Raw genomic sequence first — 14729 nt, 5'->3', positions numbered from 1 at the left:
GTAATTCGGCGCTGTGCAGATCACCCGTTTCGATCAGTTCGACCAGTCCCGGACAGGGCTGGGTGATGACTTTTATGTCAGCCGCGAAACGATCGAGCAACGCGGCAAACTTTGCGCTCTGCAACGTGCCGGTCGTGGCCAGGACGCCAACCACGCCACTTCGCGTGGCCGCTGCGGCCGGTTTGACCGCCGGTTCCATGCCGACAATCGGCCAGTCCGGGAAATCACGACGCAGATCGGCCACACCGGCCACGGTCGCTGTGTTGCAGGCCAGCACCAAAGCCTTGGCACCCTGCTCGCGAAAAAATCCTGCCATCGCACTGCAACGCTGGCGGATGAATTCCGGGGTTTTCTCGCCGTAAGGAATGTGCCCGCAATCGGCGACGTAAAGCAGCGATTCGTTGGGCAGCAAGCGCTGAATTTCGCCGAGGACCGACAAGCCGCCGACCCCGGAATCGAACACGCCGATCGGCGCTTCACGCATGGCGGACGCCACAGACGCTGCAACCCGGATCACGCTTGACCCGTAATTCCCGGAAGCGCGAGCCCAAGGCGTCGATCAACAACAGTCGCCCCACCAAGGGTTCGCCAAAGCCGACCAGTACTTTCAACGCTTCCAGCGCCTGCAAGCTGCCGACCAGACCGACCAATGGCCCGACCACGCCGGCCTCGCTGCAGGTCAGTTCGGCTTCGCTGCCGTGTCCGTACAGGCAGTGGTAGCAAGGGCTTTCGGCACGCCGTGGATCGAACACTGACAGCTGCCCTTCCAGACGAATCGCCGCGCCACTGACCAGTGGCTTGCACGCGGCAACACAAGCGGCGTTAACCGCCTCGCGCGTGGAAAAGTTGTCCGAGCAATCGAGCACCAGATCCACCGCCGCCACCGCTGCGGCGAGGGAATCGGCGTCCAGCGCCTGACGATGGGCGACCAGTTGAATCTCGGGATTGATCGCGCCCAGGCGCTTGAGCGCCGAGTCGACCTTGGACATGCCGACACTGTCGGTGTCGTGAATGATCTGCCGTTGCAGGTTGGTCAGATCGACCGTGTCGAAATCCGCCAGATGCAACTCGCCGACGCCCGCTGCCGCCAGATACAACGCCACCGGCGCGCCGAGACCGCCAAGGCCGACGATCAGTACGCGGCTGGCCTTGAGCTTCAGTTGCCCGTCGATGTCGATGTGTTGCAGCAGAATCTGCCGGCTGTAGCGCAGCAATTCCTGATCATTCAGCACGGCAGGCGCCCCAGACTGATGCGTTGATGGCCGCCCAGATCGGTGCGGCTGTGGACTTCTTCAAAGCCACGGGTAAGCAGCAGATCACGCACGGCTTCGGCCTGATCATAGCCGTGTTCGAGCATCAGCCAGCCGCCGGCTTCAAGATGATCCGGCGCCTGCGCAACAATCAGGCGCAGATCGTCGAGGCCATCTTCACCGGCGATCAGCGCACTGGCCGGTTCGAAGCGTACATCGCCCTCGACCAGATGCGGATCGGCGGCGGCAATGTACGGCGGGTTGCTGATGATCAGTTGAAAGCGCTGGCCTTCAAGGGCGCTGAACCAATGGCTGCTCAGCACCGTAGCGTTGTTCAGATGCAGACGCTGGCGATTGCGTTCGGCCAGGGCCACGGCTTCAAGCACACGATCCACGGCGGTGACTTTCCACGCCGGGCGTTCGCTGGCCAAAGCCAAAGCAATCGCGCCACTGCCGGTGCCCAGATCGAGGACCTTGGCCGGGGTTGCCGGCAGCAGCTCAAGAGCTGCCTCTACCAAAAGTTCTGTATCGGGACGCGGGATCAGCGTGTGCGGCGCGACTTCCAGATCGAGTTTCCAGAAGCCCTGCTGGCCGAGAATGTAGGCCACCGGCTCGCCGCTACGCCGCCGTTGCAGATATTCGGCAAAGGTCAGCGCAGCCTCGCTCGGCACGATGCGCTCGGGCCAGGTGTGCAGGAAGCTGCGCGACTTGCCCAATGCGGCGGCGAGGAGCAATTCAGCGTCCAGACGTGCAGTCGGCGAGTCCGGCAACTCGGCAGCGCGCAACAGGCTGGCGATGATGGTCATTTATTCACCTATCGCTGCGAGTTGGTCAGCCTGATATTCGGCCAGCAACGGCTCGATCACGGCTTCGACGCCACCGGCGAGAATTTCATCCAGGGAATACAGGGTCAGGTTGACGCGATGGTCGGTGACCCGGCCCTGAGCGTAGTTGTAGGTGCGGATACGCTCGGAACGATCGCCGGAGCCGACCAGCAACTTGCGCTCACTGGCAATCGCGTTGGCTGCCGCTGCGTTCTGCTGATCGTTGAGTTTCGCCGACAGCCACGCCATCGCCCGGGCACGGTTCTTGTGCTGGGAGCGTTCTTCCTGACACTCGACGACGGTGCCGGTCGGGATGTGGGTAATGCGGATCGCCGAGTCGGTGGTGTTGACGTGCTGACCGCCAGCGCCAGAGGAACGGTAGGTGTCGACACGCAGATCCGCCGGGTTGATCTCGATGGCTTCGCGCTCGTCCGGCTCGGGCAATACCGCCACGGTGCAGGCCGAGGTGTGGATCCGGCCCTGGGATTCGGTGGCCGGTACGCGCTGGACGCGGTGCGCGCCGGACTCGAATTTCAGCTTGCCGTAAACGTTGTCGCCTTCGATGCGCGCGATGACTTCTTTATAGCCGCCGTGTTCACCTTCGTTTTCCGAGAGGATCTCGACGCGCCAGCCACGCCGCTCGGCATAACGCGAGTACATGCGGAACAGGTCGCCGGAGAAGATCGCCGCCTCGTCGCCACCGGTGCCGGCGCGGATTTCGAGGAAGACGTTGCGCCCGTCATTCGGATCTTTAGGCAGCAGCATGCGCTGCAGATCGGATTCCAGCGTGACCAGCAACTCCTTGGCTTCGCGAACTTCTTCCACGGCCATTTCGCGCATGTCCGGGTCGTTGTCCTTGAGCAGCGCCTGCGCGCCTTCAAGATCGCTTTGTACGCCGAGCAGCTTTTTATAGGCGGCCACTACCGGCTCGAGTTCGGCGTACTCCTTGGAATAGGCGCGGAATTTGGCCTGATCGGCAATGACTTCACCGTCGCCGAGCAGCGCGGTCAGTTCCTCGAAACGGTCCTGGAGAATGTCCAGCTTGTTGAGCAGTGACGCTTTCATTGCGGTTTTTTATCCGAAAAACTATCCGGTGAGCCCTCAAGGGCAAAGAGTTCCTGGGCCATGGCCAGCGCATCGAGGCGGCCTTCGGCAGACAGCTTTTTCAACTGCACGCTGGGCGCATGCAAGAGTTTGTTGGTCAGGCCACGGGCCAGTTGTCCGAGCACGTCTTCGGCGTTGCCGCCGTTGGCCAGCAGACGCAGGGCCTTCTGCAATTCCTCGTCTCGCAGGCGTTCGCTCTGTTGACGATAGGCCTTGAGCACATCGACCGCCGCCAGTTCGCGCAGGCGCACCATGAAATCGTCAGCGCCGACCGAGACCATTTCCTCCGCCGCTTGCGCAGCGCCCTGACGGCTCTTGAGGTTCTCGGCGACCACTTCGTGGAGATCGTCGACGCTGTACAGGTAAACGTCGTCGAGTTCGCCGACTTCCGGCTCGATATCGCGCGGTACGGCAATGTCGACCATGAAGATCGGCTTGTGCTTGCGCAGCTTCAGCGCACTTTCCACTGCACCCTTGCCAAGGATTGGCAACTGGCTGGCGGTCGAACTGATGACGATATCACTGCGCACCAGCTCCGCCGGAATGTCCGAGAGCAGCACGGCGTGAGCGCCGAATTGCTCGGCCAACTGGCTGGCGCGCTCCAGCGTGCGGTTGGCAACGACGATGCGCTTGACCCCCAGCTCATGCAAATGGCGCGCGACCAGCGTAATCGTCTCGCCGGCACCGATCAGCAGCGCCTGGCTGCGTTGCAGATCGCTGAAAATCTGTTTCGCCAGGCTCACTGCGGCAAACGCCACCGACACCGGGTTCTCGCCGATCGCAGTATCGGTACGCACCTGCTTGGCGGCATTGAACGTCGCCTGAAACAGCCGCCCCAGCAGCGGACCGATGGTGCCGGCCTCGCGGGCCACGGCGTAGGCCGATTTCATCTGGCCGAGAATCTGCGGTTCGCCCAACACCAGCGAATCGAGCCCGGAGGCGACGCGCATCATGTGACGAACAGCCGCATCGTCTTCATGCACATAGGCACTGGCGCGCAGTTCGTCGAGGCTCAGATGGTGATAATCGGCCAGCCAGCGCAGCACGACATCGGCCGACAGCTGATCCTGTTCTATATAAAGCTCACTGCGATTGCAGGTGGAGAGGATCGCGGCTTCGCGGCTGTCGGTCAGTCGGCAGAGCTGCTGCAAGGCCTCCACCAGCTGCTCAGGGGTAAAGGCCACGCGCTCGCGGACGTCTACTGAAGCAGTCTTGTGGTTAATACCGAGTGCAAGGAAGGCCATTCAAGGTCGCTGGTGGTGACGTGAAGCCGGCAATTGTCCTACTTCGAAAGATTCAGAACAACTACCGCTGACTATTGTCCCAATCGTCAGCCCCTATAATGGCCACAATTGAGTCTCGGTTATGTTTGGCCGAAGGCTTGTGTCATGATGATCCGACCGCAGGTTAGTCGTCCTCTTCCTATATGAATAGATCTTCCGCGTTGCTCCTCGCTTTTGTCTTCCTCAGCGGCTGCCAGGCCATGGCGCCCGTTGCGCCGGACGGTACCCCGCCGGTCGAAGACACCACGCCCGCACCTGAAAAGCCCAAGGTTTACGGCTCATTCAGCGAGGAAACCGTGTTCAGTCTGCTGAGCGCCGAACTCGCCGGCCAGCGCAATCGTTTCGACATTGCCCTGGACAATTACGTGACCCAGGCCATCAACACCCAGGATCCGGGCGTCTCCGAGCGGGCTTTCCGCATCGCCGAATATCTGGGCGCCGATCAACCGGCCCTCGACACCGCGCTGATCTGGGCGCGCAACGCCCCGGACGATCTCGAAGCGCAACGCGCCGCTGCCGTGCAACTGGCTCGCGCCGGGCGTTACGACGACTCCATGGTCTACATGGAGAAAGTCCTGCAGGGCAAGGGCGATACCCATTTCGATTTCCTTGCGTTGTCGGCGGCCGACACCGATCAGGAAACCCGCAACGGCCTGATGAAAAGCTTCGACCGTTTGCTCCAGCGCCACCCGAACAACAATCAGCTGATTTTCGGCAAGGCCCTGCTGTTGCAGCAGGACGGCGACAATCAAGGCGCGCTGACTCTGCTCGAAGACAACCCGCCGGAAGACGGCGAAATAGCACCGATCCTGTTGCGCGCGCGCCTGCTTCAGTTGCTCAACCGTGGTGACGAAGCGCTGCCGCTGTTGCAAAAAAGCATCAGGAAATCCCCGGAAGACAAGCGCCTGCGCCTGACTTACGCGCGCATGCTCGTCGAACAGGACCGCATGGACGACGCCAAGGCCGAATTCTCCACCCTCGTTCAGCAATACCCGGAAGACGACGAACTGCGTTATTCGCTGGCGCTGGTGTGCCTGGAAGCCAAGGCGTGGGAAGAGGCCAAGGGTTATCTGGAAGACCTGATCGCTCGCGAAAGCCATGTCGATTCGGCGCATCTGAATCTCGGCCGGATTGCCGAAGAGCGCAATGACCCGCAAGGCGCGCTCATCGAGTATGCCCAGGTCGGCCCGGGCAATGACTATCTGCCGGCACAGCTGCGTCAGGCCGATATCCTGATGAGCAACGGCAAAACCGCCGAAGCGCAGAGCAAACTGGCGGCCGAGCGTGACGAGCAGCCCGACTACGCGATCCAGCTGTATCTGATCGAATCGGAAACCCTGTCGGCCAATAAACAGGACGACAAGGCCTGGAAGGTTCTGCAACAAGCGCTGCAGAAATACCCGGACGATCTCAATCTGCTTTACACCCGCGCCATGCTCGCGGAGAAACGCAATGATCTGGCGCAAATGGAGAAAGACCTGCGCCTGATCATCAAGCGCGACCCGGACAACGCCATGGCGCTCAATGCACTGGGCTACACCTTGTCCGATCGCACCACCCGCTACGCTGAAGCGAAAACGCTGATCGAGCAGGCGCACCAGATCAATCCGGAAGACCCGGCGGTACTCGACAGCCTCGGCTGGGTGAACTATCGCCTGGGAAATCTGGACGACGCGGAGAAATACCTGCGCCAGGCGCTCGAGCGTTTCCCTGACCACGAAGTCGCCGCGCACCTGGGCGAAGTCCTCTGGGCCAAGGGCAATCAGCGCGAAGCCAAACAAGTGTGGGGCAAGTTCCTCAAGGATCAGCCCGACAGCACCATTCTGCGCAGCACCATCAAGCGCCTGACCGGATCCGAGAATCTTTAAACCATGCTTTTGCGCCACGTTATTGTTTTCAGCTTCATCGCCCTGCTCGCCGGCTGCTCGGGTTTCGGCACTCGCGAATCGGTCGAGGGCCACGGCAGCCCGGCCCAGTGGGCGGCAAACAAACAGCAACTGACCGGCCTTGATGGCTGGCAGATCGACGGCAAGATCGGCATCCGCGCGCCGAAGGATTCCGGCAGCGGCACGCTGTTCTGGCTGCAGCGTCAGGATTACTACGACATTCGCCTGTCCGGCCCGCTGGGTCGTGGCGCGGCACGCCTGACCGGGCGCCCGGGCAAGGTGTCGCTGGAAGTCGCCAACCAGGGCCGCTACGAATCGCAATCTCCTGAAGCCCTGCTCGAAGAACAGCTGGGCTGGAAATTGCCGGTATCCAATCTGGCCTGGTGGGTTCGTGGCCTGCCCGCGCCGGAAAGCAAGAGTCGCTTGAACCTGGACGCCGACAGTCGTCTGGCCAGCCTTGAGCAGGACGGCTGGAAAGTCGAATACACCGCCTACACCGAACAGAATGGTTACTGGCTGCCCGAGCGCATCAAGCTGCACGGCACCGACCTTGACGTAACGCTGGTGATCAAGACCTGGCAACCGCGCAAGTTGGGGCAATAAAGCATGACCGCTGCACGCCTGACCCTGCCCTCGCCGGCCAAACTCAACTTGATGCTGCACATTCTCGGTCGCCGTGAAGACGGTTATCACGAATTGCAGACGCTGTTTCAATTCCTCGATTACGGCGATGAACTCACTTTCGCCGTGCGCGATGACGGCGTGATTCAACTGCACACCGAGTTCGCCGGTGTGCCCCACGACAGCAACCTGATCGTGCGCGCGGCGAAGATGTTGCAGCAACAGTCCGGCTGCGCGCTCGGCATCGACATCTGGATCGACAAAGTCCTGCCCATGGGCGGCGGCATCGGTGGCGGCAGTTCGAATGCGGCGACGACTTTGCTCGGTCTCAACCATTTGTGGCAACTGGGCTGGGATGAAGATCGCCTGGCGGAACTGGGCCTGTCACTCGGTGCCGACGTACCGGTGTTCGTCCGTGGCCATGCGGCATTTGCCGAGGGCGTCGGCGAGAAACTGACCCCGGTCGACCCCGAAGAACCGTGGTATCTGGTGCTCGTGCCGCAAGTCGCTGTTAGTACGGCAGAAATTTTTTCCGATCCTTTGTTGACACGTAACACACCGCCCATTAAAGTGCGCCCCGTTCCCGAGGGAAACAGTCGAAATGACTGCTTGCCGGTGGTAGCAAGGCGTTATCCAGAGGTACGTAACGCATTGGATTTGTTAGGTAAATTTACCGAAGCAAAGCTCACCGGAACTGGAAGTTGTGTGTTTGGGGGCTTCCCAAGCAAAGCTGAAGCTGATAAAGTCTCGGCCCTTCTGACAGAGACCCTTACAGGGTTTGTAGCGAAAGGAAGCAACGTTTCGATGTTGCATCGCAAGCTGCAAAGTCTGCTCTAAAGGAATCAAGTGCCCGGCACTTGAAAGCAACAGATACAGGGGCGTCGCCAAGCGGTAAGGCAGCAGGTTTTGATCCTGCCATGCGTTGGTTCGAATCCAGCCGCCCCTGCCATTTTCTCTACTCATCCAGGTTACCCTCAGCCTCTAGGTACTGCGCGTGTCCAAGATGATGGTCTTTACGGGGAATGCCAACCCCGATCTGGCTCGGCGTGTCGTACGTCAGCTGCATATCCCTCTCGGTGACATCTCTGTCGGCAAGTTTTCCGACGGCGAAATCACAGCCGAGATCAATGAAAACGTTCGCGGTAAAGACGTCTTCATTATTCAGCCGACCTGCGCTCCGACCAACGATAACCTGATGGAACTGGTAGTGATGGCTGATGCCTTCCGCCGCTCCTCGGCTACTCGTATCACTGCTGTTATTCCTTATTTTGGTTATGCCCGTCAGGATCGCCGTCCGCGTTCCGCACGTGTGGCTATCAGCGCGAAAGTCGTTGCTGACATGCTTACCGTAGTCGGCATCGACCGTGTTCTCACGGTTGATCTGCATGCTGACCAGATTCAGGGCTTCTTCGATATTCCGGTAGATAACATCTACGGCTCCCCGGTTCTGGTGGATGACATTGAAGATCAGCGCTTCGAAAACCTGATGATCGTGTCCCCGGACATTGGTGGCGTCGTGCGTGCACGGGCTGTTGCCAAGTCGCTGGGCGTCGATCTCGGGATCATCGACAAACGCCGTGAGAAAGCCAATCACTCTGAAGTGATGCATATCATCGGTGATGTCGAAGGGCGTACCTGTATTCTCGTCGATGACATGGTCGATACCGCCGGCACCCTGTGCCACGCGGCCAAGGCCCTGAAAGAGCATGGCGCAGCCAAGGTCTTTGCCTACTGCACACACCCTGTGCTGTCGGGCCGGGCCATCGAGAATATCGAAAATTCCGTGCTGGACGAGCTGGTGGTGACCAACACCATCCCGCTGTCCGCTGCAGCACAAGCCTGTGCACGTATCCGTCAACTGGATATCGCACCGGTTGTTGCCGAAGCGGTTCGCCGCATCCGCAATGAAGAATCGATCAGCGCGATGTTCCGTTAAGGGCCCTGCCCTTCGCGAAATGTCTCGTTGACGAAAAGCGCCCCGCCCCGGCATTCCTGTCGGGGCGGGGCTTTTTTGCCCATACCGTGTTCGGCGCTGGTCGCAAACGCCACTCGGTCATGGCTATTTTGGAGATACAAAATGAACGATTTTACTCTGAATGCTGAAGTGCGTTCCGACCTGGGGAAAGGTGCGAGCCGCCGCCTGCGTCGTCTCGCCGCTCTGGTTCCAGCTGTTGTTTACGGTGGCGACAAAGCCCCTGAATCCATCAGCATGCTGGCCAAAGAAGTTGCCAAACTGCTCGAAAACGAAGCGGCTTACAGCCACATCATCGAGCTGAACGTTGGTGGCACCAAGCAGAACGTCATCATCAAGGCTCTGCAGCGTCACCCGGCCAAAGGCCACGTGATGCACGCTGACTTCGTACGCGTTGTTGCCGGCCAGAAACTGACCGCCATCGTGCCTGTACACTTTGTTGGCGAAGAAGCTCCAGTGAAGAAAGGCGGCGAAGTTTCGCACGTTGTTGCTGAAATCGAAGTGACCTGCCTGCCAAAAGATCTGCCTGAGTTCATCGAAGTCGATCTGTCGAAAGCAGAAATCGGCACCATCATTCACCTGTCGGACCTCAAAGCTCCTAAAGGTGTTGAGTTCGTTGCTCTGGCACACGGCGATGACAAGGCTGTTGCCAACGTCCACGCTCCACGTGTTGCTGCAGAACCTACCGAAGAAGGCGCAGCAGAGTAATTCACTCTGTCATGCCGGAGTGAGCAAGTAACATCGCGGACTGGAACGTAGCGAGAAAGCGGGCGAGAACGCGGAGTTTACATCCATGGTAAATGAGCATTTTTCGTCCACTTTCGCCGCTTTCCCCGATCGCGGCGATGTTATCCACCACTCCAAGGAAGGGCCCCTATCGTGACTGCCATCAAACTGATCGTTGGCCTGGGAAATCCAGGCGCTGAATACGAACAGACCCGGCATAACGCAGGGGCCCTTTTTGTTGAGCGCATCGCCCACGCACAGAATGTGAATCTTGTGGCCGATCGCAAATATTTCGGCCTGACCGGGCGCTACTCGCACCAGGGTCAGGATGTTCGTCTGCTGATTCCCACCACCTACATGAACCGCAGCGGCCAGGCCGTGGCGGCACTCGCCGGTTTCTTCCGCATCAAGCCTGAAGAAATCCTCGTGGCGCATGACGAACTCGACTTGCCTCCGGGCGTTGCCAAGCTCAAGCAGGGCGGCGGCCATGGCGGTCACAATGGGTTGCGCGACATCATTGCGCAACTGGGCAATCAGAATACGTTCTACCGCCTGCGGCTTGGCATCGGCCACCCGGGCGTTGCCAGTATGGTTTCAAATTTCGTCCTGGGTCGTGCGCCACGCGCCGAACAGGAAAAACTCGATGCCAGCATCGACTTTGCCCTCGGCGTGCTGCCGGATATCCTCGCCGGGGAATGGAACCGCGCGATGAAAAACCTGCACAGCCAGAAGGCCTGACTTTTACCCGAGGGGAAACACCATGGGATTCAATTGCGGCATCGTCGGCCTGCCTAACGTCGGCAAGTCCACCCTGTTCAACGCCCTGACCAAATCCGGTATCGCGGCCGAGAATTTCCCCTTCTGCACCATCGAGCCGAACAGCGGAATCGTGCCGATGCCGGATCCGCGTCTGGAAGCTCTGGCGGCCATCGTCAATCCCAAGCGCATCCTGCCGACCACCATGGAATTCGTCGACATCGCCGGCCTCGTTGCCGGTGCCTCGAAAGGTGAAGGCCTGGGCAACAAGTTCCTGGCCAACATCCGCGAAACCGACGCTATCGCCCACGTGGTGCGCTGCTTCGAAGACGACAACGTGATCCACGTTTCCAACAGCGTCGACCCGAAACGCGACATCGAAATCATCGACCTGGAACTGATCTTCGCCGACCTCGACAGCTGCGAGAAGCAACTGCAGAAAGTCGCGCGCAACGCCAAGGGCGGTGACAAGGACGCCGTGGTTCAGAAGGCTTTGCTCGAGCAACTGATCGCGCACTTCACCGAAGCCAAACCGGCACGCAGCCTGATGAAGAACATGAGCGCTGACGAAAAGGCAGTGATCAAGGGCTTCCACCTGCTGACCACCAAGCCGGTCATGTACATCGCCAACGTGGCTGAAGACGGCTTCGAGAACAACCCGCACTTGGACGTGGTCAAGGCCATCGCCGAAGAAGAAGGCGCCATGGTCGTTCCGGTGTGCAACAAGATCGAAGCGGAAATCGCCGAGCTCGACGACGGCGAAGAGAAGGACATGTTCCTCGAGGCCTTGGGCCTGGAAGAGCCTGGCCTGAACCGCGTGATCCGCGCCGGCTACGAAATGCTCCACCTGCAGACCTACTTCACCGCCGGTGTCGAAGAAGTCCGCGCCTGGACCGTCAAGGTCGGTGCCACCGCCCCACAGGCCGCTGGCGTGATCCACACCGACTTCGAAAAAGGCTTTATCCGTGCCGAAGTCATCGCCTACAACGACTTCATCCAGTACAAAGGCGAAGCCGGCGCCAAAGAAGCCGGCAAATGGCGTCTGGAAGGCAAGGATTACATCGTCAAGGACGGCGACGTGATGCACTTCCGCTTCAACGTCTAAGCAACAGCCGGGCAAGAAAAAGCCGCGTTTCATACGCGGCTTTTTTGTGCCTGAAATTCAGTGACTGAGTACATTTCCCTGTGGGAGCGAGCCTGCTCGCGAATGCGGCGTGTCATCTAAGCATTCGTCAACTGACACACCCATTCGCGAGCAGGCTCGCTCCCACAGTCCGATTCGTCTGTTCAGGCCTTTCTGGTACGCGGTAAAAAGATCGCCAACACACCAAACAACGGCAGAAACGAGCACAGGAAGTACACATACTCAATCCCGTGCACATCCGCCAGATGCCCGAGCAGCGCCGCGCCAATCCCGCCGAAACCAAACATCAGTCCGAAGAAGATCCCGGCAATCATCCCGACATTACCCGGCACCAGTTCCTGCGCGTACACCACGATCGCCGAGAATGCCGACGCCAGAATGAAGCCGATCACCACGCTGAGAATGCTGGTCCAGAACAGATCGACATGCGGCAGGATCAGGGTGAATGGCGCGACGCCGAGGATGGAAAACCAGATCACTGCCTTACGCCCGATCTTGTCCCCGATCGGTCCACCGAAGAACGTCCCCGCCGCCACTGCGCCCAGGAAAAGGAACAAGTGCAGCTGCGAGCTGGCCACCGACAGGTCGAACTTCTCGATCAGGTAGAAGGTGAAGTAGCTGGTGAAACTGGCCATGTAGAAATACTTGGAGAACACCAGTAGCCCCAGCACCACCAGCGCACTGGTTACCCTGCCCTTCGACAAGCCGTGCGTCGCCGCCTGACCGGCCTTGAGCTTGAACAAGTTGAGGTGATTGGCGTACCAGCGGCTGATGCGGTACAGCACGAACAGCGCAAACACCGCGAACAGACCGAACCACGCCACATTGCCCTGGCCGAAGGGAATGATGATCGCTGCCGCCAGCAACGGGCCGAACGCGGAGCCGGCATTGCCGCCGACCTGAAAGGTCGATTGCGCCAGACCAAACCGGCCGCCCGAGGCCAGTCGCGCAACACGCGAGGCTTCCGGGTGAAAGGTCGACGAGCCGATACCAATCAGCGCCGCCGCCAGCAGAATCAATGGGAAGCTGCCGACCACCGACATCATCAGAATGCCGATCAAGGTACACACCGTGCCCGCCGGCAACAGCCACGGTTTGGGGTGGCGATCAGTGTGATAACCGACCCACGGCTGCAACAGCGACGCGGTCAACTGAAAGGTCAAGGTGATCAGGCCGACCTGGGTGAAGGTCAGGCCATAGTTGGCCTTGAGCATCGGGTAGATCGACGGCAGAACCGACTGGATCAGGTCATTGATCAGATGCGCCAGCGCCACCGCGCCGATGATGCGCATCACCAAGGGGCTGCTTTGCGGAGCAGCGGTCGCCGAGGCAGCGGTGGTCTGAACGTTGCTGATAGCCATGGAAAATTCCGGACAGCAGATGGGTGCCCGAAGGCAGGTGCGTCAATGTGCCATTTTTCGGTGCGCTCGCGCTATCCCCTTAGCCAGCTAACTAAGTTATTGATGACACACCACCGTGTAGGAGCTGCCGAAGGCTGCGATCTTTTGATCTTGCTTCTAAGCATCAAAGTCAAAAGATCGCAGCCTTCGGCAGCTCCTACGGGGGATCGCTGGTGGCGAAGGTGATAGCGCAACGCCATGGTCTGAATCTTGCCTTGCTTCTGCCCTTGAACACGATCGCCTTACAAAGGCGCTCGACAATGGGAAGTTTCGCTACAGAGCCGGCCTACAGAGCGGGCATGAGTGAACTTTCGAGGCCTTTTAGAGGGCACAGGTCGCAGCCGAAAGGTTCGCGATGCACGCCAATGGTGCGTGGTGTCCAGAGGAGTCATGAGGCATGCAGGCTTTCCTTTCACCGGGGATCAAATTGCTGGGGCGGTTTGGCTTCGCAGGTAAATTCCAATTGTTGTTTCTGCTGTTCATTCTGCCGCTGGCCGGCAGCCTGTTGATGATCGGCCATGACTATCGCGAGAAGCTCAATCTGATCTCCGGCGAACGTGCCGGTGTGCGTCAATTGCTCGCGCTGGATGCACTGGACAACCTGCTCGCCGCGCAACGCGACCGCGCCGCCCGCTGGCGCGCCACCGAGACCAATCGTCAGCCGACACCGGCCACCCTCGCCGCCATGGCTGCCTTCGACGGCGTGCAACCGGCGGTGCTGCAAGCCACCACCGAGCTGGGCAATGCTCTGAACCAGCAAGGCGCCGACGGCGCAATCCTCGAACGCTTTCAGGCGCTGCAAACCGCACTCAATGGCCTGGATACGAAAAGCCTCAGCAGTGTCGGCTGGTGGCCGGACGGTTATGACCGCTTCACCAATGCCCTGGGCGCGCTGCAAGCCTTGCGCGAGCAGATCGTCATGGACAATCGCCTGACCCTCGCGCCGTGGCTGGAAACCTACCTGCTGACGCAGATTTCCACGCAGCACGCACCGGACCTGATCGAGCGGGTCGGGCGTCTCGCCGCAGTCGGCCAGGCTTCGGTGGTCTCCGGGCAGTTCACCCTGCAGAGCCGCTTGCAGTTGCGCGACCTGCGCAGTCGCATTGGTGACGCCCGCGAGCAACTGGTGAAAACCGCCGGCCTGCTGGAGGCGCGTCTGCCAGCCGAGCTGCAAGCCTGGGCCGGTCAGTATCATGACAGCCTGAAACACCTCGACAGCGGCCTGAAAGTTCTCGACGACGGTGTGTTTGGCGGCAGCATCAACCTCAAGCCAGAGGACTTCGAACGCAGCCTCGACGCGCTGCTCACCGACCTTGCTTCCCTGCGCCAGCAATCCCTGGTCGCGCTGGATCAGCGGCTCGATGCGTATTACAGCTCGGCGATCCGCCAGTTCATTGTTGTCGCCGCAATCTTCGGTTGCCTGCTGCTGGCCGCGTTGTACCTGTTCGTCTGCCTGCAAGCCTCGATCCGCCGCAGTGCCAGCGGCATCACCCTACTCGCCGAAGCTTTGCGCGACGGCAACCTGAGCCTGCAAGTACCGGTGGTGGGGCGCGATGAGCTGGCAGCGATCAGCACCGCGCTCAACGTCGCCGTGGTGCAACTGCGCAGCAGCATGCTAGGCGTCGACCACGAGACCTCGCAGTTGAGCAACGCGGTACGCAGCCTCAACCAACACTCCAGCGGCGCCCTGAGCGAAGTCGAGGCGCAGCAGTTGCAGATCAGCCAGATCGCCGCTGCCGCCACGCAATTGGCCGCCACCTCGC

General features: G+C 60.1%; 14 protein-coding genes and 1 tRNA gene. 9 read left to right on the top strand and 6 right to left on the bottom strand.

Translation table 11 applies throughout. The annotated features are described in order from the left end of the window. From murI to hemA, 5 genes are all read right to left on the bottom strand, one after another. A partial coding sequence (gene murI / locus OQK_RS15660) for a glutamate racemase (protein ID WP_038860989.1) occupies nucleotides 1-484 on the bottom strand: 484 nt, incomplete at its 3' end. Then, the gene (locus tag OQK_RS15655; protein ID WP_016773212.1) at nucleotides 477-1232 is read right to left on the bottom strand and encodes a molybdopterin-synthase adenylyltransferase MoeB; all 756 of its coding nucleotides are present in this window, start codon (nucleotides 1230-1232) and stop codon (nucleotides 477-479) included. The genes OQK_RS15655 and murI, both read right to left, overlap by 8 nt. Then, the gene (gene prmC / locus OQK_RS15650; RefSeq protein WP_016773211.1) at nucleotides 1226-2056 is read right to left on the bottom strand and encodes a peptide chain release factor N(5)-glutamine methyltransferase; all 831 of its coding nucleotides are present in this window, start codon (nucleotides 2054-2056) and stop codon (nucleotides 1226-1228) included. Before prmC ends, OQK_RS15655 begins: the two co-directional genes overlap by 7 nt. Beyond that, nucleotides 2057-3139, bottom strand: a complete 1083-nt coding sequence (prfA, locus tag OQK_RS15645; protein ID WP_016773210.1) for a peptide chain release factor 1 — start codon at nucleotides 3137-3139, stop codon at nucleotides 2057-2059. Continuing rightward, nucleotides 3136-4422, bottom strand: coding sequence for a glutamyl-tRNA reductase (hemA, locus tag OQK_RS15640; RefSeq protein ID WP_016773209.1), 1287 nt, complete (start codon nucleotides 4420-4422; stop codon nucleotides 3136-3138). The genes prfA and hemA overlap by 4 nt, the downstream gene beginning before the upstream one ends. A 182-nt stretch (nucleotides 4423-4604) precedes the next feature. On the opposite strand from hemA, the gene OQK_RS15635 reads away from it, so the two are divergent. The 8 genes from OQK_RS15635 to ychF all read left to right on the top strand — a co-directional run bounded on the left by OQK_RS15635 (nucleotide 4605) and on the right by ychF (nucleotide 11527). After that, on the top strand, nucleotides 4605-6329 hold the full coding sequence (locus OQK_RS15635) for a tetratricopeptide repeat protein (RefSeq protein WP_016773208.1): 1725 nt from the start codon (nucleotides 4605-4607) through the stop codon (nucleotides 6327-6329). Nucleotides 6330-6332: 3 nt separating this feature from the next. Further along, nucleotides 6333-6950 (top strand): lipoprotein insertase outer membrane protein LolB, encoded by a 618-nt coding sequence (gene lolB, locus OQK_RS15630; protein ID WP_016773207.1) that lies wholly within the window; start codon nucleotides 6333-6335, stop codon nucleotides 6948-6950. A 3-nt stretch (nucleotides 6951-6953) separates the two neighbouring features. Continuing rightward, nucleotides 6954-7805 carry a 4-(cytidine 5'-diphospho)-2-C-methyl-D-erythritol kinase gene (gene ispE / locus OQK_RS15625; protein ID WP_016773206.1) on the top strand — a complete coding sequence of 284 codons (852 nt, stop codon included), beginning with the start codon at nucleotides 6954-6956 and terminating at the stop codon, nucleotides 7803-7805. A gap of 37 nt (nucleotides 7806-7842) precedes the next feature. Then, nucleotides 7843-7917: transfer RNA gene (locus OQK_RS15620), tRNA-Gln, on the top strand. 45 nt (nucleotides 7918-7962) lie between these two features. After that, nucleotides 7963-8904 carry a ribose-phosphate pyrophosphokinase gene (locus tag OQK_RS15615; protein WP_038860988.1) on the top strand — a complete coding sequence of 314 codons (942 nt, stop codon included), beginning with the start codon at nucleotides 7963-7965 and terminating at the stop codon, nucleotides 8902-8904. Between the two features lie 141 nt (nucleotides 8905-9045). Continuing rightward, nucleotides 9046-9648, top strand: a complete 603-nt coding sequence (locus OQK_RS15610) for a 50S ribosomal protein L25/general stress protein Ctc (protein ID WP_016773204.1) — start codon at nucleotides 9046-9048, stop codon at nucleotides 9646-9648. Nucleotides 9649-9819: 171 nt separating this feature from the next. Then, nucleotides 9820-10404, top strand: a complete 585-nt coding sequence (gene pth / locus OQK_RS15605) for an aminoacyl-tRNA hydrolase (protein ID WP_016773203.1) — start codon at nucleotides 9820-9822, stop codon at nucleotides 10402-10404. A gap of 22 nt (nucleotides 10405-10426) precedes the next feature. Beyond that, nucleotides 10427-11527 carry a redox-regulated ATPase YchF gene (gene ychF, locus OQK_RS15600; RefSeq protein ID WP_016773202.1) on the top strand — a complete coding sequence of 367 codons (1101 nt, stop codon included), beginning with the start codon at nucleotides 10427-10429 and terminating at the stop codon, nucleotides 11525-11527. A gap of 182 nt (nucleotides 11528-11709) precedes the next feature. Here the strand turns inward: ychF and OQK_RS15595 are convergent, their stop codons facing one another. Beyond that, entirely contained in the window at nucleotides 11710-12927 is a 1218-nt protein-coding gene (locus OQK_RS15595) for an MFS transporter (protein ID WP_016773201.1), read from the bottom strand. A gap of 436 nt (nucleotides 12928-13363) precedes the next feature. Here OQK_RS15595 and OQK_RS15590 point away from each other — a divergent pair. After that, nucleotides 13364-14729: methyl-accepting chemotaxis protein (locus tag OQK_RS15590; RefSeq protein WP_038860987.1), on the top strand; the 1366-nt coding region annotated here is incomplete at its 3' end.

Source organism: Pseudomonas sp. R62 (assembly GCF_000257605.1).
GTDB classification, from domain to species: Bacteria; Pseudomonadota; Gammaproteobacteria; order Pseudomonadales; family Pseudomonadaceae; genus Aquipseudomonas; species Aquipseudomonas atacamensis.
The sequence above is the reverse complement of the archived record's forward strand: the minus strand, read 5'-3'. Positions and strand labels throughout refer to the sequence as shown.

What these genes read in the sequence shown, in the direction of transcription:
- prmC (WP_016773211.1), bottom strand. Translation starts at nt 2,056, where the DNA reads ATGACCATCATCGCCAGCCTGTTGCGCGCTGCCGAGTTGCCGGACTCG.
- prfA (WP_016773210.1), bottom strand. Translation starts at nt 3,139, where the DNA reads ATGAAAGCGTCACTGCTCAACAAGCTGGACATTCTCCAGGACCGTTTC.
- hemA (WP_016773209.1), bottom strand. Translation starts at nt 4,422, where the DNA reads ATGGCCTTCCTTGCACTCGGTATTAACCACAAGACTGCTTCAGTAGAC.
- OQK_RS15635 (WP_016773208.1), top strand. Translation starts at nt 4,605, where the DNA reads ATGAATAGATCTTCCGCGTTGCTCCTCGCTTTTGTCTTCCTCAGCGGC.
- lolB (WP_016773207.1), top strand. Translation starts at nt 6,333, where the DNA reads ATGCTTTTGCGCCACGTTATTGTTTTCAGCTTCATCGCCCTGCTCGCC.
- ispE (WP_016773206.1), top strand. Translation starts at nt 6,954, where the DNA reads ATGACCGCTGCACGCCTGACCCTGCCCTCGCCGGCCAAACTCAACTTG.
- OQK_RS15610 (WP_016773204.1), top strand. Translation starts at nt 9,046, where the DNA reads ATGAACGATTTTACTCTGAATGCTGAAGTGCGTTCCGACCTGGGGAAA.
- ychF (WP_016773202.1), top strand. Translation starts at nt 10,427, where the DNA reads ATGGGATTCAATTGCGGCATCGTCGGCCTGCCTAACGTCGGCAAGTCC.
- OQK_RS15595 (WP_016773201.1), bottom strand. Translation starts at nt 12,927, where the DNA reads ATGGCTATCAGCAACGTTCAGACCACCGCTGCCTCGGCGACCGCTGCT.